General features: G+C 40.8%; 16 protein-coding genes. 13 read left to right on the top strand and 3 right to left on the bottom strand.

What is annotated here, in order from left to right:
- Both MTBBW1_RS11455 and ppdK read right to left on the bottom strand, forming a co-directional pair.
- Positions 1-584 (bottom strand): prolipoprotein diacylglyceryl transferase (locus MTBBW1_RS11455; protein WP_222424048.1); only part of this gene is annotated, 584 nt, incomplete at its 3' end.
- Between the two features lie 155 nt (positions 585-739).
- Positions 740-3460, bottom strand: coding sequence for a pyruvate, phosphate dikinase (gene ppdK, locus MTBBW1_RS11450; RefSeq protein WP_080803564.1), 2721 nt, complete (start codon positions 3458-3460; stop codon positions 740-742).
- A gap of 438 nt (positions 3461-3898) precedes the next feature.
- Between ppdK and MTBBW1_RS11445 the strand changes: the two genes are divergently transcribed.
- The 7 genes from MTBBW1_RS11445 to MTBBW1_RS11415 all read left to right on the top strand — a co-directional run bounded on the left by MTBBW1_RS11445 (position 3899) and on the right by MTBBW1_RS11415 (position 12143).
- A complete protein-coding gene (locus MTBBW1_RS11445) occupies positions 3899-5869 on the top strand; it encodes an ABC-F family ATP-binding cassette domain-containing protein (RefSeq protein ID WP_080803561.1) in 1971 nt (656 codons plus the stop codon).
- Between the two features lie 221 nt (positions 5870-6090).
- A complete protein-coding gene (locus MTBBW1_RS11440; RefSeq protein WP_080803559.1) occupies positions 6091-6300 on the top strand; it encodes a hypothetical protein in 210 nt (69 codons plus the stop codon).
- Positions 6301-6728: 428 nt separating this feature from the next.
- Positions 6729-8960, top strand: coding sequence for a type IV-A pilus assembly ATPase PilB (pilB, locus tag MTBBW1_RS11435; RefSeq protein WP_080803556.1), 2232 nt, complete (start codon positions 6729-6731; stop codon positions 8958-8960).
- 370 nt (positions 8961-9330) lie between these two features.
- Positions 9331-10065, top strand: coding sequence for a DUF1538 domain-containing protein (locus MTBBW1_RS11430; RefSeq protein WP_080803553.1), 735 nt, complete (start codon positions 9331-9333; stop codon positions 10063-10065).
- A 179-nt stretch (positions 10066-10244) separates the two neighbouring features.
- Positions 10245-11027, top strand: a complete 783-nt coding sequence (locus MTBBW1_RS11425) for a DUF1538 domain-containing protein (protein ID WP_080803550.1) — start codon at positions 10245-10247, stop codon at positions 11025-11027.
- Between the two features lie 153 nt (positions 11028-11180).
- On the top strand, positions 11181-11528 hold the full coding sequence (locus tag MTBBW1_RS11420; protein ID WP_080803547.1) for a P-II family nitrogen regulator: 348 nt from the start codon (positions 11181-11183) through the stop codon (positions 11526-11528).
- Positions 11529-11741: 213 nt separating this feature from the next.
- Entirely contained in the window at positions 11742-12143 is a 402-nt protein-coding gene (locus tag MTBBW1_RS11415; protein ID WP_080803545.1) for a CBS domain-containing protein, read from the top strand.
- Positions 12144-12392: 249 nt separating this feature from the next.
- Here MTBBW1_RS11415 and MTBBW1_RS11410 read toward each other — a convergent pair whose 3' ends face one another.
- A complete protein-coding gene (locus MTBBW1_RS11410) occupies positions 12393-12743 on the bottom strand; it encodes a hypothetical protein (RefSeq protein ID WP_080803541.1) in 351 nt (116 codons plus the stop codon).
- A gap of 269 nt (positions 12744-13012) precedes the next feature.
- Here MTBBW1_RS11410 and gspG point away from each other — a divergent pair, with 269 nt between their 5' ends.
- The 6 genes from gspG to MTBBW1_RS11380 all read left to right on the top strand — a co-directional run bounded on the left by gspG (position 13013) and on the right by MTBBW1_RS11380 (position 16846).
- On the top strand, positions 13013-13576 hold the full coding sequence (gspG, locus tag MTBBW1_RS11405) for a type II secretion system major pseudopilin GspG (protein ID WP_425430007.1): 564 nt from the start codon (positions 13013-13015) through the stop codon (positions 13574-13576).
- A complete protein-coding gene (locus MTBBW1_RS11400) occupies positions 13545-14129 on the top strand; it encodes a pilus assembly FimT family protein (protein WP_080803538.1) in 585 nt (194 codons plus the stop codon). Before gspG ends, MTBBW1_RS11400 begins: the two co-directional genes overlap by 32 nt.
- An 84-nt stretch (positions 14130-14213) precedes the next feature.
- Positions 14214-14687 carry a type IV pilus modification PilV family protein gene (locus tag MTBBW1_RS11395; protein WP_186441224.1) on the top strand — a complete coding sequence of 158 codons (474 nt, stop codon included), beginning with the start codon at positions 14214-14216 and terminating at the stop codon, positions 14685-14687.
- Complete coding sequence (locus MTBBW1_RS11390; protein ID WP_186441223.1) at positions 14674-14958, top strand: PulJ/GspJ family protein; 285 nt, start codon at positions 14674-14676, stop codon at positions 14956-14958. The genes MTBBW1_RS11395 and MTBBW1_RS11390 overlap by 14 nt, the downstream gene beginning before the upstream one ends.
- A gap of 105 nt (positions 14959-15063) precedes the next feature.
- Positions 15064-15696, top strand: coding sequence for a hypothetical protein (locus MTBBW1_RS11385; protein WP_080803528.1), 633 nt, complete (start codon positions 15064-15066; stop codon positions 15694-15696).
- Positions 15689-16846 (top strand): type II secretion system minor pseudopilin, encoded by a 1158-nt coding sequence (locus MTBBW1_RS11380; RefSeq protein ID WP_080803524.1) that lies wholly within the window; start codon positions 15689-15691, stop codon positions 16844-16846. The genes MTBBW1_RS11385 and MTBBW1_RS11380 overlap by 8 nt, the downstream gene beginning before the upstream one ends.
- Positions 16847-16942 lie beyond the last annotated feature (96 nt).

Here is a 16942-nt window from a genome sequence, read left to right as displayed (position 1 = left end):
TTTTCTGCTGATGCCTGGGACTCTTCAGAAGCAACCTCTTCTTTTTCTGCCGATGCATGGGACTCTTCAGAAGCTGCATCGTCTTTTTCTGCTGATGCCTGGGACTCTTCAGAAGCAACCTCTTCTTTTTCTGCTGATGCATGGGACTCTTCAGAAACTGCCTCTTCTTTTTCTGCCGACGCATGGGACTCTTCAGAAGCTACATCCTTATCGTCATCAGCAGCAGATTCTGTGTTTTCGTCAGCAGCCACTACATTTTCATCTCCATGGGCATCTTTTGATATATCTGCCTTATGCCCCTCCTGAACCGCTCCTGCTTCACCATTTGCAGACACAACTGCATCTTCTGAACCATGCGCATCATAAGAACTCTTATGCTCTGTTTTAGCAATAACCTCTTTAGCAGAATCTTTGCTGTCTGATACAACATGACGGGATTGAGTGACAGATGGTACCATTTCAAGCAAAGACAACTGCTTCTCTTCATCTTTATCCGACGGCATAATTGAGATTGTCAAACCTGCAATAAGGATTAGAACAAAGACAAACAGAGAATTCTGTCCATCCGGCTTTCTTTTACTCATTTATAAACCTCCTGTAATAAATATTAATTGTTTTTCCTTCAATTTATCGCAAACAGAAAACAGACAACAAAAAATCTGTTCCCATCCTTTTACCGTGAAAATGACTATCATTTTATATTTGGGGGTGATTGATACGCAATCATGCCCGTTTACACTTAAATTGATTTGCCATATTTAATGGCAGCCTGTGCAGCAGCAAGCCTTGCTATTGGCACCCTGTAGGGTGAACAGCTTACATAAGTAAGGCCGGTGCGGTGGCAAAACTCAATGGATTCAGGGTCTCCGCCATGTTCTCCACATATGCCAAGCTTTATGTCCGGACGGGTCTGCCTGCCTTTTTTTACTGAAATCTCAATCAGAGACCCAACTGCCTCCTGATCAAGGGTGGCAAAAGGATCAGCATCAAGAATTGCATGGTCAATATACTCATTCATGAATCCACCTATATCATCCCTGCTGAACCCAAATGTCATCTGTGTCAGGTCATTGGTTCCAAATGAAAAAAACTGGGCATGCTCTGCCATTTTATCTGCCACAAGTGCTGCCCTGGGTATCTCTATCATGGTACCAAACTTATGATCAATATTGTCAAGATCAAATGCTTTTAATACCTGATCATAAATCTTTAGAGCTATTTTTTTTGTAAAAATCAACTCTTTTTCATTACATGTAACAGGAATCATGATTTCAGGAACAGGACTTTTTCCCTCTTTGATCAGCTCGGCAGAAGCTTCAAAAATAGCTTTAATCTGCATCTGCGTTATCTCCGGAAAAGTAATGCCGAGACGCACGCCTCTGTGCCCCATCATTGGATTTGACTCCATAAGTGATTCACAGCGCTTTTCAATCTCTTCAATGTCAATGCCAAGTTCCTTTGAAAGGTTTTCCTGATTCTCAAGCCCATGGGGCACAAATTCATGCAACGGTGGATCAAGAAGTCTGAAGTTTACGGGTTTGCCATCCATAACCTCCAGAGTACGTTTTATCTCCTGCTTTACAAAGGGAAAAAGCTCATTTAGAGCAATTTCACGTTCATGGCGGGTTTTGCTCAATATCATCTTACGCAGCAGAAACAAGGGGTGATCAGAATCTGCACCATAAAACATATGCTCGGTTCTGAAAAGGCCGATTCCCTCTGCACCAAACTCAAGAGCCTGGGCAGCATCTCTTGGGGTTTCAGCATTGGTTCTGACCTTCATGGTGCGATACTGGTCTGCAATTGACATGAATTTTTTAAATCTGGGGTTGGCTGTTGCATCCTTCATTCCTATTTTGCCTTCATATACAACACCCTTTGTACCATTAAGGGTCAGAAAATCCCCCTCCTTGTAAACACGTGTCCCTATATGAAGTTCCTTTTTATCGTACTTTATTTTAAGAGCACCGGCTCCAACAATGCAACATTTACCCCAGCCCCTTGCAACAAGAGCTGCATGGCTTGTCATCCCCCCCCTTGCAGTGAGAATTCCCTGGGCTGCCCTCATTCCTTCTATATCCTCGGGGTTTGTTTCATCACGTACAAGAATAACCTTTTTTCCAGTTCTCTTCCAGTGGACAGCATCTTCGGAGTTAAACACTATCTGCCCAAAAGCACCTCCAGGACCTGCCGGCAGGCCATTGACAAGGACTGTTGCACTCTTTTCAGCATCGGGATCAACTATGGGATGAAGCATTTCATCAAGCTGCTTCGGGTCAAGGCGAGTTATCATAGTGGCTTCATCAATCATCCCCTCCTCAAACATGTCCATTGCCATATTAAGTGCGGCCGCACCTGTTCTTTTGCCAACACGGCACTGAAGCATATAGAGATTGCCCTGTTCAATGGTGAATTCAATATCCTGCATATCCCTGTAATGCTTTTCAAGGATTGTCCTGATATTAAAAAGTTCATCATAAATCCCTGGCATAACCTCCTGAAGTGACAAAAGGTGATGATTATGATCTGATTTATTGGAGTTATTTAATGGATTGGGGGTACGGATACCAGCAACAACATCTTCTCCCTGGGCATTTGGCAGCCACTCTCCATAAAACACATTTGCTCCACTTGCAGGATCCCTTGTAAATGCCACACCAGTGGCAGAATCCTTACCCATATTCCCAAAAACCATACTTTGTACATTTACCGCTGTTCCCCAACCGTCAGGAATATGCTCTATCCTTCTGTAGGATATTGCCCTTTTGCCGTTCCAGCTTTTAAAAACAGCACCAATAGAACCAAGCAACTGTTCACGGGGAGTGTCCGGAAATTCAACACCAATATTCTCCCTGATTTTGCGCTTAAATTTTTCACAAAGCTCCTTCATTTCTGAGGGTGTAATCTCTGTGTCTGTCTCATATCCTCTGTCATTTTTCAGATCATTGAGCATCATTTCAAGATGAAGCCTTATCCCCATTCCATCGGAAGGTTCAATGCCTTCGGCTTTTTCCATTACAACATCGGAATACATCATAATAAGTCTTCGATAGGCATCATAGACAAACCACTCATTGTCTGTCTGCTTTATCAATCCAGGGATTGTTTTTGTGCAAAGCCCCACATTGAGAACAGTCTCCATCATTCCTGGCATGGAACGTCTTGCACCTGACCTGCATGAAACCAGAAGAGGATTTTCCGGATCTCCAAATTTTTTACCCATATGCCTTTCAATTCCCGCCATGGCCTGATCAAGCTCCTGGTAGAGATTTTCAGGCAGGCTGCCACCAGCTCTGAAGTAATCATTACAACACTCTGTTGATATGGTAAAACCTGCAGGAACAGGCAGACCAAGAATGGCCATTTCCGCAAGGTTTGCTCCCTTGCCGCCAAGAAGGTTTTTTTCAGAGGCATTTCCCTCGGCTTTTCCATCTCCAAAACTGTAGATGTAATGTGTCATTTTAAATCTTTTTCCTTGATGAATATTAATGGTCTCGTAAAAAGTCTAAAGCACCAGGTTCGCTATTAATAATTTCAGTATGTTACAGCTTAAAAAATCTTGAAATCATATATATTACAGATTAATCCATGTTGATCTGTAAATATAAGATGGTAAAAGATACCAAATATTTGATTGTATTAACGCCATAAATTCCGTATAACGGCAACTGCATGGACTTTCCATTAAAGCTTTTTTGTAAAACAATAGTGACTTCAACACCATATTTTTGTTGACAATAAAATATAGAATCGGGCATCAAGTCAAGAATATTATTGTTTTAAAACGCTTTTTAATCCGGAATGCCGGACAAATACCCTGATCTTTCCTGCCAGGGCATCCCTTAACTCCGGAATATGCTTTAGACTCCCAATGACTTTTATGTTATAAAAAACGGTTATGATAAATATTGATTCTATTTCAAAAGCATATGGCAGCCAGGTGCTGTTTGAACAGGCATCCCTCCAGATAAATCCTGGTGAAAAAATCGGCCTTGTGGGCAGAAACGGTCATGGTAAAACAACTCTTCTGAGAATGCTCACCGGAATGGAGGAGCAGGACAGCGGCAGGATTCAGATCCCGGGGGATTACCGAATGGGATACCTGACCCAGCACATAAGCTTTACAGAAAAAAATGTGCTTGAAGAGGCAATGACAGGGCTTCCGGAACACGAAAAGGAGCACTACTGGAAAGCTGAAAAAATTCTTTCCGGCCTTGGCTTTTCACAAGATGACATGAAACGTCCTACTGAAACTTTTTCAGGAGGATATCAGGTGCGACTTACCCTTGCAAAGGTGCTTGTTTCAGATCCAGACCTTCTCATTCTTGATGAGCCAACAAACTATCTTGACATTGTATCCATCAGATGGATTTCAGGCTTTTTAAGGGCCTGGCCCAGGGAAATTTTACTGATCACCCATGACCGTGGCTTTATGGACTCCATTGTCACCCATATAGCTGGCATTCACAGAAATATCATCCGAAAAATATCGGGCAATACCGAAAAATACTATGAGCAGGTTGCCCAGGATGAAGAGATCTATGAAAAGACAAGGCTTAACGAAGAGAAGCGACGCAAGGAGATGGAGCTTTTCATAACACGCTTCAGAGCAAAGGCAAGATTGGCAGGCCTTGTTCAATCAAGGGTAAAAGCACTTGCAAAAATGGAAAACAGGGAAGGGTTGAAAAAAATTGAAAACCTTGAGTTTTCATTTCGGGACTTACCCTTTGGCGGTAAAAAAATCATGGGGTGTGAGGATATAAGCTTTTCCTACAAAAGCAAACAAAAATCAGATTCTTTCAATAAGTCATACCCTTTGGACACAATAGAAGATGAAACATTTTCCAAAACAAACTCTTACCAAGACTTTGAGGTAAAACCTCTGATTCAGGATTTCAATTTAACGGTAACTCCAGAGGATTGTATTGCAATCATAGGCAAGAACGGAAAAGGAAAAACGACTCTTCTGAAAATTCTGGCTGACAGACTCTCTCCGGATAAAGGAGAAATCCTTTACAATCCAGGTGTTGCAAAAGGTTATTTTGAGCAGACAAACATTGAATCCCTGAATCCAAATGCAACAGTTGAAGAGGAGATTCTCTATTCCCACACTGACCTTGATCGGCAGAAAGCAAGAAATATCTGCGGCGCCATGATGTTTGAAGGAGATGATGCCCTCAAAAAGATTTCTGTACTATCCGGAGGTGAAAAAAGCCGTGTAATGCTTGCTAAACTTCTGGCAGAACCCCTAAACCTTCTGATGCTTGATGAGCCAACCAACCATCTTGACATGGAGTCATGTGATTCCCTGCTGCTTGCCCTTGACAACTTCAGTGGAGCCATACTTATTGTGACCCACAATGAGATGCTTCTTCACTCACTGGCAAACCGTCTTGTTGTTTTCAAAAACAACGTAATATCTATTTTTGAAGGCACATACCAGGAGTTCCTCGAAAAGGAAGGGTGGGAAGAAGAGATTGACAAAAACTTTGAAAAAAATAATGAATACAGGACTGAGAAATCAAAAGCTGATGACCGTATAAAACCTTTGGGCAACAAGGAGCTGAGGCGCCTGCGCTCTGATATTATAAAGGAGCGATCAAAAGCATTAAAGCATCTTGAAAAAGCAGTAGAAAAAGATGAACAGCTCATTGATGAATTTGAAAAAAAACTTGAGAAAATGAATCAAGAGATGCAGGATGCATCTGAAAAGATGGATGGCCAAAAAATTTCCGAAATTGGTATAAAGATAGCCAAGTGCCAGTCAGAAATTGATGCACGATTTGATTCCCTTGAAAAAAATATGGATGAACTTGAAAAAAAATCAGCCTTTTTTGAATCAAGACTAAACGAACTTCAGAGCATTTGAATTTAAAAACAGGCTCTCAAGGTTGATAAGGAACTGGCTTTAAATAACTTACCCGTTTACCTCACCCCCAGCCCCCTCTAAATGACTGGAGAGGGGGAGTTTGGGTAAGTTAATTAAACCCTAATTACTAAGATATATTTCCAAAACAGACCTCTTATTCCTTTTTGGGAAGCTATTGCAAAACTCTTTCAGCTCCGGCATGACCGGCTTAAGGTGAAAAAATGAAAGATAAAAGAAATATACAGTTAATATGGGGTGCTTTACTTATGATGGCTGGCCTGGGTGTTTTTTACAGAATCCCCCAGGTAATGCCTAAAATTCTTGAAATTGAGGCTTTTGCTGAAGCAACAGGCATTATAAAATTCTGTTTTTATCTACTGGGTATTCTACTTGTTTACGGAGGCGGCAAAAAGATATATGACCACCGTTGACAGATAACCTCTGCAATCAGCTATTTTTACCGTGGAAATAGATACATTATTTCCATGATCGGGGGTGGCCGGATTCCGGCCATGACGGTTTACCGTGGAAATAGATACAAATTTCCATATTCGGGGGTGGCTGGATGCCGGCCATGACCGTTTACCGTGGAAATGGATACAATTTTCCTATTCGGGCGTGGCTGGATGGAAGCCATGACCGTTTACCGTGGAAATAGATATAAATTTTCATATTCGGGGGTGGCTAGATCACAGCCATGTCCGTTTACATACAGTAATCGGCGTCCTTCATATGGCATAAAAAGTACTTTACACTTTTTTTAAGAAAGAATCCTTAAACTTAAGGTTGCTACCCTGTAGAGTGTAAAGCGGTAAATGAGGCATGCCCGGGAACATTGAATTTTTTTTGGAGGAATCAGATGGCTGCAGCGCCAAACAAAAGAGGAACAAGCTTAAAAGCCACAATAAAGGATCAGTCAGGTGCAGGCAAACTAAAGATAGGAGAACTTCTTTCCAAAGAGGGACAGATCACCAATACCCAGTTTCAGGCAGCACAAAACCAGATGAAAAAAGGTGGAGGTCGCTTAAGCAGTATCCTCCTGCAGATGGGACACATAGATCCGGAGACAATAGTTAATGTTCTGGGAAGGCTTTATGGTTATCAGGTTGTCAAATACAGTGATATAAAACCATCTCCACAGCTCATTCAGGCCATACCTTTTCAGGAAATAAAGGAATATCTGGCTTTTCCGCTTGGAGCGAGAAGCGATCAGATTGTCATAACAATGACAGAACCCACAGACACAACTGCTGTGGAGGAGCTGAAAGAGAAGATTAACGGTTTCCTGAAAACCAACAAAAACCTCAAGGTGTGTGTTTCCACTGAAAATGACATCATAGAAGCCTACCGTGACTTTTACAAAATCAGTGAAGAAGAATACAAAGAATTTATACATTTTGACGATGAGCCCGAAGATGAGGAACCTGTAACTTCGGTTGATGACTTTGGCTCCCTTGTGTCCGAGGCTGCTGACGAGCTGGAAGTCCATGAGGTTGATGATTCAAGCACATCTGATGAATTCATGGCTTCAGATGCTCCCATTATCAAACTTGTCAATGGAATTCTTACAAAAGCTATCCAGGATGGCGTAAGCGATATCCATATTGAGCCTTTTGAAAAATCCCTTCAGGTTAGATACCGACTTGACGGCTCACTCTTTAAATCAATGAATCTTCCCCTCTCAATTAAAAATGCGGTACTCTCAAGAATAAAAATTCTTGCAGAACTTGATATTGCAGAGCGCAGGGTTCCACAGGACGGCAGAATAAAACTGCGACTTGGCAAGAAAAAAACCGTTGATTTTCGTGTCTCGACTCTTCCTACTTTGTGGGGCGAAGGCATTGTAATGCGTATTCTTGACCAGAGCGCACTGAATGTTGATCTATCCAAACTCGGTTTTGAAACTGACACCTTCAAGGCAATAAAACGATGTATAAACAGACCCTATGGACTCCTCCTTGTTACAGGCCCTACAGGTAGTGGAAAGACAACCACACTCTATTCCCTTCTGAACCGCCTTAACCAGGATGATACAAAAATATTGACAGCAGAGGATCCCATTGAGTTTAACTTTCGCGGTATAAACCAAGTTCCTGTAAAGGATAGCGTTGGAATGACATTTGCCGCTGCCCTTAAGGCATTTTTGCGTCAGGATCCAGATATAATCATGGTGGGTGAGATCCGTGATATTACAACTGCCGAGATTGCAATCAAGGCAGCTATGACAGGACATCTTGTTTTCAGTACCCTCCATACCAATGACTGCCCTTCAACAATAGGAAGGCTTATTGACATAGGTATTCCATCCTATATGCTGGCATCAGCGGTTACCATGGTTCTATCACAGAGGCTTGGAAGAAGACTCTGCCCTGAGTGCAAACAGGAGGTGACAGGTTATGACCCAAATGAGCTGGAACTTTACGGTTTTAACAAAAAAGAGATTCCAAAGCTCAAAATAATGGGTCCCAAAGGGTGTGCCCATTGCAATGGTACAGGATACAAAGGGCGTGTTGGCCTTTACGAACTGATGGAAGTAACCGATGAAGTTGCAAAGGCAATCAATGCCAATGTCCCTGAAGATCAGCTCCGAAAGCTTGCTGTACAAGAGGGCATGGTTACCCTGCGTGATGCCGGCCTTGAAAAGGTTCGTCAGGGAGTAACATCCCTTGATGAGGTACTCAAAAAGACAACAATTACAAAAGAAGCCCTACCTGCATATCTTGTAAATCCCGATATTGAAAAATATGAGGACAAGGATGTCATAATAAGAGAGGGAAATAATGATATTGATTTCTTCAAACTTGTCAAAGGAGCTGTATATGTAGTCAAGGGAGGGAAAAAAATAGCTGAAATCACCGAGCCAGGAGAATATTTTGGTGAAATGGCAGCCATAACAGGAGAAGCAAGAACCGCGTCCATTGTATCCAAAGGAAGATCCGAAGTTAAAAGGTTCCCTGGTGACAAGCTGCTTGAAGTAATTGAAAAGTATCCTGATGTGGCCAATCATCTGTTTGGTGTACTTGCAAACAGGCTTGATCATGCCAACAAGCTGCTTTTAAAAACTGCTGCACAAAAAACAGATAAACATTAAGGAATGATGAACTCGTAAAAAGTCCGATTTCAGCATTTTTCAGGCTGTAACATGTTGAAATCATTAATAGTAATTTTGGAGACTCTGGCTTTTTACAGGGGCATCAAGGAATGAGTGTTAAAAAAAACTGACTATTTAGGGCATGCTTCATTTCCCAGTTAACACTTTCCGGAGAGAAATGGCTGAATAGCGGAAATCTCTCACAAAAAAGTGTAAAGTACTTTTGGTGTCATATTACGGATGCCCTATTTCGTACTTTGGTTGCGCAGATTTTAATTTCTCCTCCTTTCTTGCAAAGAGATAATTATTGCTGACTCATTCATAAGGGAGTTCATCAAAGGGAGTTCATCAAACATAAGGTTAAAATTCAATGATAATAAAATTGATACTAAAAAAACTGAAAAGCTCTGTTATGGATCTTCTGCCTATTGTTCTGGTTATATCTTTTTTTCAGATTGTTGTAATAAGACAACCCCTGCCCCAGCTTTGGGATCTGCTTTTTGGCGCATTTCTTGTGGTGATTGGCCTTACATTGTTTATCCAGGGTCTTGAGATGGGTCTTTTTCCCATAGGAGAGACCCTTGCACAGGCACTGGCAAGAAAAGGCAGCCTTCTATGGCTTTTAATATTTGCCTTTGCCCTTGGATTTTCAACCACTGTAGCAGAGCCTGCACTTATTGCTGTGGCTGCCGAAGCTGCCGACATTGCAGCAAAGGGAAATCTCATTGATCCTTCAATGGAATCAATAAACAGATATGCAACAGGTCTTCGTGTCTCTGTAGCTCTTTCCGTTGGAATTGCAATACTTGTTGGCGTCATAAGAATTTTAAAGGGATGGCCTGTTCACTATCTTATAATTGGAGGCTATATAATGGTGATGCTCATGACCATCATAGCTCCAAATGAGATTATAGGTATTGCCTATGATGCAGGAGGGGTTACAACATCCACTATTACTGTTCCCTTAGTTGCAGCATTAGGGGTCGGTCTTGCTACAACCATCAGGGGAAGAAGCCCTCTGCTGGACGGCTTTGGCTTGATTGCCTTTGCATCCCTTCTGCCCATGATATTTGTAATGGGTTACGGACTTATTGTTTTTAAATAACGGCCATGGCAGGCCAACCTGCCACAAAATCCATGAAAGTCTATACATATCAGTGTATTATGGAGACTTTCTAATAAACCCCCATGTTTGCTGACGCTTCACAACGAAACATGAAAGTCGTTATATATCAGCATGTTATGGAAATTTTCTAATAAAAAGTACAAAAAGGGAGTTTTTCCATGGATTTTTTGCATAGCTTCAGCATCGTACTCTTAGCTACATGCAGGGATGTTATCCCAATCATAACGCTTATTGCATTTTTCCAAATTTTTATACTCCGCCAGCCTGTGCCACATCTTAAACGTGTAATAATGGGCGGAATCTATGTTGTTTTTGGTCTTGCACTTTTTTTAGCCGGCCTTGAAAAGGCCCTCTTTCCTGTAGGAAATTTGATGGCAACACAGCTTTCTGATCCTGCTTTTATATATGGATCAGAAAATATTCCATTAACGCCGGACTGGAAAGCATATATATGGGTATATCTGTTTGCTGCATCTATAGGCTTTTCAACAACAATTGCAGAGCCTTCTCTTATTGCTGTGGCTTATAAAGCAAGTGAGGTATCAGCCGGAACAATAAGCCAATGGGGTCTTAGAATAACAGTTGCCATAGGGGTTGCCTTTGGAATAAGCCTTGGAACATTCCGCATTGTAACTGGTACACCGCTTTACCTTTACATAATGATCGGGTATATAATCGTTATACTGCAAACCTTTTTTGCTCCCAAAAATATAATACCACTGGCCTATGATTCCGGAGGAGTTACTACATCCACAGTAACTGTTCCCTTGGTGGCAGCATTGGGGCTTGGTCTTTCTGCCACTGTACCAGGTCGAAATCCTGCCCTTGATGGATTTGGACTAATAGCTTTTGCAAGCCTGTTTCCTATCATTGCAGTAATGGGATATGCACAGATCATGCAATGGAAGGTACGCAGGTCGAGAGATAAAAACAATCCTTGATAGTCGCGAAATAAAAACAATCCTTGATAAACAGCAAATAATGGCTTTACAGAAATTTATATGAAAGTCTTCGTAACAGACTGTTTTAAAATGACTTTCATTCATTCGATTGTGGCGGATATCCGCCATCTACGTTATGTATGGAGAAAAAATATGAAATTTAAAATGATATTATCCTCAGTAAAACCTGATATTACAGATAATATTGTGGATTCTGCCAAGGCAGCCGGTGCAACTGGGGCAACAATAATCCCGGCAAGGGGCACAGGCATACGAGAAGCAAAAACATTTTTTGGTCTTACACTTGAAGCACAGACTGATATTATAATGTTCCTTGTGGAGGAACACCTTGTTGACAAAATACTTGCTGCAATAAAAGAGGCAGGACAATTCCACAAGCCAGGTACCGGAATTGCTTTTGTTTTACCTGTAGAGCAAGTAGCAGGTCTTGAAAGTCAACTTGATGAATTCAAAAAAAGAGTAAAAGAGACCTATTTTTGATGGTCGTGCAGGAAACGACTTAAACCTTTAAATTGAATGAAAATCACCAGACAGTTTGAACTTGAAGAGATAGCTTAGACTTAAAAGATAATTTAAACCGAAGAGGTAGTTTAGACTTGAAAAGACAGTTTAGACTTGAAGAGACAGTTTAAACTTGAAGAGATGGCTTGAACTTGAAGAACCACTATTAATATTTAAAGGAAGAATAATTCTATGCAAGATAACAATAAAATTATACGCGCAAGGGATGTTATGACAAATGGATTTATATCCATTGACGGTATGGCAACCGCAAAAGAAGCTGCGGAAAAAATGAGATCGGAAAAAATCAGTGCATTGCTTGTGAATAAACGTTATGAAGATGATGCCTGGGGGATAGTTGTTGTGCAGGATTTCATAAAAGGTGTTATTATATCGGGAAGGCCTCCTGAGCAGGTGAATGTTTATGAAATTATGACAAAACCTGTAATAACAGTACCGGCATCCATGGATATACGTTATGTTGCAAGACTGCTTTACCGTGCAGGTATAAGAAGAGCTCCTGTTGAAGATAAGGAAGAGATAGTCGGTATGATATCCCTCTCTTCGATTATTCTTCAAAATGATCTATTGTGAAATTTTTTTTAAAAAGTCTTCATAACAAGGCATCCTTCATATCCCTCAATAGTTGTTTACACTTTTCCGGTGAAAGTCCCCAAAAATGAGCATTCTTCATTTCCAGGATTACACTTTCCGGATAAAAAACTCTGAGTGGCGGGAATATTTCACAAAAAGGTGTAAAGTACTTTTGGGGTCATATGAAGGATGCCTAATGGTATTTTAAGGATGCCTAATGGTATTTTGTGGGTTTTAATTGTGAGTTACCTATTTTGTTATCATCAGCCCAACCATATAATGATCTTTGAACTTATCCATATTGGCTCTTGTAATATGCATGATTTTAGTCCTGTGAATATCAGGTGGCCATGAAAGATCCGATGGGTAATATTTTATATCAATGATTTCGCCAACATCCACCTTATCAAGAAAATCTGAATCACTTCTGACCAGCAGACACATACCGCTTGCAGAAATATTCCAGATTTTGAACTGGTAGAGAAAAAGCGTTTTCAAAGTTTGAACCTCAACGCAGTGATACCCTTCAGGTTCGATTCTCGGTTCGCTCCTTTTATCAATATGATGGTCTGTCAAAGTATCAATATGATGGTCTGTCACCAAAATTCTCCTTAAATATATTATCGACAGATTCTTTTTCATGCATATAGTGCTATTTCAAGGTTTTGTTGTCGGGCAGAAAATCTCTTCAACTGTTTGAGGTAAAATATAATGATTGGATTAGCTTGTAAAGACCAAATAACGGCCATGGCAGAACCATCTGTCACAACGAAGCATGAAAGTCCTATAGCTCCTTAAAAGACGGGGACTTTCTTATAAAATTAATATACAAGCTGTACATGAATAAAAAATTCAAGGATATAAACACAGTGTCTGGAACAAAAAAAATGCTTTTCAAGCCATCCCAATTAAAAAATCACCGGCAAAAAAGCAGCCTGCAAAGCTTATGCGGCCTGAAATCCGCCATCGCCATCCGAAAAAATTGCCGTAAAATATCATTACCACCAAAAAACATGGGCTTCACCCTGATAGAGCTTATGGTTGTTGTGGTTATCCTTGGAGTTCTTGCAAGCCTTATTGTACCAAGACTCATGGGAAGAACAGATGATGCCAAGATCGTTAAAGCAAAAGTTGACATATCCGCAATAGAAACAGCTCTTAAGCTTTATCGCCTTGACAATGGACGTTACCCGACAACAGAACAGGGGCTTTCAGCTCTTGTTGAAGAGCCATCAACCGAGCCCCTGCCTGTAAAGTGGCCCCAAAACGGTTATCTTGACAGAGGACAGGTTCCTAAAGATCCGTGGGGCATGGAATATCTCTACCTGAGCCCAGGAGTTCACAGAGAATATGACATAATATCCTATGGCGCTGATGGCGCACCAGGTGGTGAAGGTATAGATGCAGATATTAAAAGTTGGGAACTTGAATAAACCAAATCCCCCCAATTTGGGTATGCTACCCATTTTCCACATGGATGGAACCCGTTACGGTTTTACACTTTTTGAGCTGATTGTGGTACTTGCCATATTGGGAAGCGTGCTGTTCATGACTATTCCAAGGTTCAGCGCAATGCTTCCATCCAGGGAAAAGGCCGCAAGTTTAAATCTGCTGTTTCATACCATAAGTCAACTGAAAACCATAGCTGTTAATGACAAAAATAACTATACAATGCATATTGATACAGCAGATTCTTCCATGTGGGTGACTCATCAGCAGATGAATCAGGAAGAGATTGATAAAGCAAAAGAGAACTCCATTAAACTGGATGACTCACTTCACATTGACAGAGTTGAATTTTTTGGAATTACAACTCCTGTCGAGGATGAATACAGATTTAATTTCAGCCATGACGGTTATTGCGATATGGCTCTGATACATATTACAAGAAGAGACAGTGCAAATGATATCACGATACTGATCGAACCTTTTCTCCCATATCCGGAAATACGCAAAAGTTCCTTTTCATTTGATCTTTGCAACTGAAAACCAATGAAATTGCCTGACACCATAAAAACGCACTCCCAAGCCAATGGATTTTCGCTGACTGAATCCACCAAAGAGTCCAGCTTGCCGAACTTGGACTCCGCAAATGGTTTTAATGTTATGAACTCTGCAAATGGGTTTACCTTGCTGGAAATTCTTGTAAGCATCTCTATTCTCGGAGTTGTACTTATCTCAATTTTTAAAATGCAGTCAGGCACAATAGCACTTTCCTCATCAGGGGAATTTTATTCAACAGCCTCATATCTTGCCAGTATGAAACTTACAGACTTTACAGATCAACTCAAAAGCAATAACCATGAAGAGGATAGCTATGGAGATTTTGGAGAGAACTTTCCAGGCTATATGTGGCATTCCCATATTGAAGAGAAAGGTCTATCTTCTGATAGCATTCCCGAAGAGACCATGGAGATCTTAGAGACTGCCATTGGAAAAGATATGATCCGGCGTTTCATGAAAATTGACCTTGAGATTTCCCATGAAAACGGCAACACCTTTGCAATATCCACATGGCGTTTCCTTCAAAATGAAGAAAAATAAAAACAAAAAAGGATTCACACTGCTTGAAATCATGGTGGCAATATTGATTTTTGGCACTCTTATGATGACCATATTTTCATCATTCAGATCATTTGCTGTCTCAAACCAGATTATTAAGCAACACATTGCAAAGTCAGAAAAAGGAGATCTTATTTCAGACAGAATAACAAAAGACCTTACTGCACTTAGAATTGCGCTCCCACCGGAATATTCAAAACCGGATGAAATTAATTCCTACAGCCCCCCCCTTACCCCATACGCATCAAGCTAAGAATATAAGACTTTGTTTTTATTATAAATATAAAATCAAACATCTTAACAACAAAAATTAGAAAAACCCGTCTGATAAGGCTTTGAAAACCTTAGCTTGATGCGTATGCCCCTTACCCATTCACCATCTGCCCCCTCCACACATTCAGATTCAGGTTACTCCAAATCATATTTCAATATCAATGACTACAAAGGCGATCCATTCAGGATTATGGGCAGTGAAACAAGTGTAAATGGGATAATCTTTTCAACCATCACCTTTGCTTCCATGAGCCATATTTCCTTTGGTCAAGACAAAAGAACAGGTGTTGCCCGTATATGCTATTATGTCCGCCAAAGCAGCAACGGCGGATTTGACCTCTGCCGGTCAGATACACTTGATCTCAATGCTTTGAATAGATTTGAAGAAGCAGACAAGTCTCAATGCGACCCTGTTATTTGTAAAGATATCAAAGAGTTCAAGTTGAGATACCGTCATATTGACGGCACAGATTATGATTACTGGGACTCGGATTCCGATGAGTTTGACTGTACAACACCATTATCCATACATATAGTTGTAGCTTTCCAGGCAACTGCCAACACAAATCATGAGAGCCCTTTTGCCAACACAAATCATGAGACTTCTTTCAATATCAACAGCCAACAGCCTCTTAATGATTTAAAAAGTAACGACCATAATTCAACAGTGGTAATAGAAAACCGTATAACAATGCCTGTTGTAAGGAAAAATGAATAATATCAAAAGAAAAAGCCAAAAAGGCATGGCTCTTCTTGTAACCCTTGCAATTATTGCTGTATTGACCACTGCTGCTCTTGAGGTGGCAAAAAAAACAGGCCGTTCAGCAATAAAAAGTCGCAAGTCAGCGGATATGCTGGTTGCAAGGGAAATCGCATTTTCCGGAATTGAACTTGCTAAAATGTTGCTGATACGTGATGCTGAACAGGGAGATACAGACTCTCTCCAGGAGATATGGGCTGATCAGGAAAAAATGGCCATGGCTCCACATATTCTTGGTCTTGCCCCTGAAAGCCTTGAACTGACCATTTCCGATGAACTTGGAAAGATTCAGATCAATGCCCTGCTTCATGAGTTCCCGGGTCATGAAGCCAACGAAGTCCAGATTGCTCTCTGGGAGCGTTTTCTTAATCTTATTATATCAAGCGACAAGTCTCTGGATATAAGAGATTCTGCCGAGATAATTAATTCAATCAAAGACTGGCTTGATTCCGGAGATGACGATGCCATCAGTGGACTTTCAGGTGCTGAATCGTCATGGTACGCATCCCTTGACCCGCCTGTGCTTTGTCCCAATTCTCCAATGAACCGTGTCGAGGAGCTTTTCATGATAAAGGGCATCCCCCTTGATCTTCTTCAATCAGGTGCAGGTAAAAATCCGATATTTCCAATATTACATGTTGATTCAGAGAAGAATACAAATTTTACAAACAACCCCAATGAATTGCAAATATCTGATTATTTTACTGTTTATGGAATGGATCGTACTGAAAAAGGGAGAGTACGATATTCATGGCCAGGTAGAATAAATATTAACACGGCTGATGAATTAATACTTGCCGCTATTTTACCTGAGGGTATGGAAGATCAGGCAGGTGAACTTGCGGAATTCAGAACACAAAAGGGAGAAGATGGTATTTTTTTTGTCAATTCCCTTGACAGGGAATGGTATAAAGAGGTTATAGAGCTTTCGGAAAAAGAAAAAAAGGCATTTGACAACCTTATAAGATACGACTCTTTTCTGTTCAAAGTTGAAGCTTCGGCACATTTTAATGACTCCACAAGTGTTTTGACAGCTATTATCAGAAGGGAGAAAAACAAAAGCGGGAAATGGGGATGCATTACTCTTCAACTTTTGGAAACTAAGTAATATAACTCAAGAGTCGTAACTTCTCAAATCCATCACCACATATTGTATTATCAATTCTCTGAAAAATAATATCTGTGGTATCAATTGAGAGAACCT

It is taken from the genome of Desulfamplus magnetovallimortis, assembly GCF_900170035.1.
Classification (GTDB): domain Bacteria; phylum Desulfobacterota; class Desulfobacteria; order Desulfobacterales; family Desulfobacteraceae; genus Desulfamplus; species Desulfamplus magnetovallimortis.
The sequence above is the reverse complement of the archived record's forward strand: the minus strand, read 5'-3'. Positions and strand labels throughout refer to the sequence as shown.

Excerpts from the sequence above, each read along its gene's own strand:
- MTBBW1_RS11400 (WP_080803538.1), top strand. The coding sequence starts at position 13,545 with ATGCAGATATTAAAAGTTGGGAACTTGAATAAACCAAATCCCCCCAAT.
- MTBBW1_RS11420 (WP_080803547.1), top strand. The coding sequence starts at position 11,181 with ATGAAATTTAAAATGATATTATCCTCAGTAAAACCTGATATTACAGAT.
- MTBBW1_RS11390 (WP_186441223.1), top strand. The coding sequence starts at position 14,674 with ATGAAGAAAAATAAAAACAAAAAAGGATTCACACTGCTTGAAATCATG.
- MTBBW1_RS11430 (WP_080803553.1), top strand. The coding sequence starts at position 9,331 with ATGATAATAAAATTGATACTAAAAAAACTGAAAAGCTCTGTTATGGAT.
- pilB (WP_080803556.1), top strand. The coding sequence starts at position 6,729 with ATGGCTGCAGCGCCAAACAAAAGAGGAACAAGCTTAAAAGCCACAATA.
- ppdK (WP_080803564.1), bottom strand. The coding sequence starts at position 3,460 with ATGACACATTACATCTACAGTTTTGGAGATGGAAAAGCCGAGGGAAAT.
- MTBBW1_RS11415 (WP_080803545.1), top strand. The coding sequence starts at position 11,742 with ATGCAAGATAACAATAAAATTATACGCGCAAGGGATGTTATGACAAAT.
- MTBBW1_RS11425 (WP_080803550.1), top strand. The coding sequence starts at position 10,245 with ATGGATTTTTTGCATAGCTTCAGCATCGTACTCTTAGCTACATGCAGG.
- MTBBW1_RS11380 (WP_080803524.1), top strand. The coding sequence starts at position 15,689 with ATGAATAATATCAAAAGAAAAAGCCAAAAAGGCATGGCTCTTCTTGTA.
- MTBBW1_RS11440 (WP_080803559.1), top strand. The coding sequence starts at position 6,091 with ATGAAAGATAAAAGAAATATACAGTTAATATGGGGTGCTTTACTTATG.
- MTBBW1_RS11385 (WP_080803528.1), top strand. The coding sequence starts at position 15,064 with ATGCCCCTTACCCATTCACCATCTGCCCCCTCCACACATTCAGATTCA.
- MTBBW1_RS11445 (WP_080803561.1), top strand. The coding sequence starts at position 3,899 with ATGATAAATATTGATTCTATTTCAAAAGCATATGGCAGCCAGGTGCTG.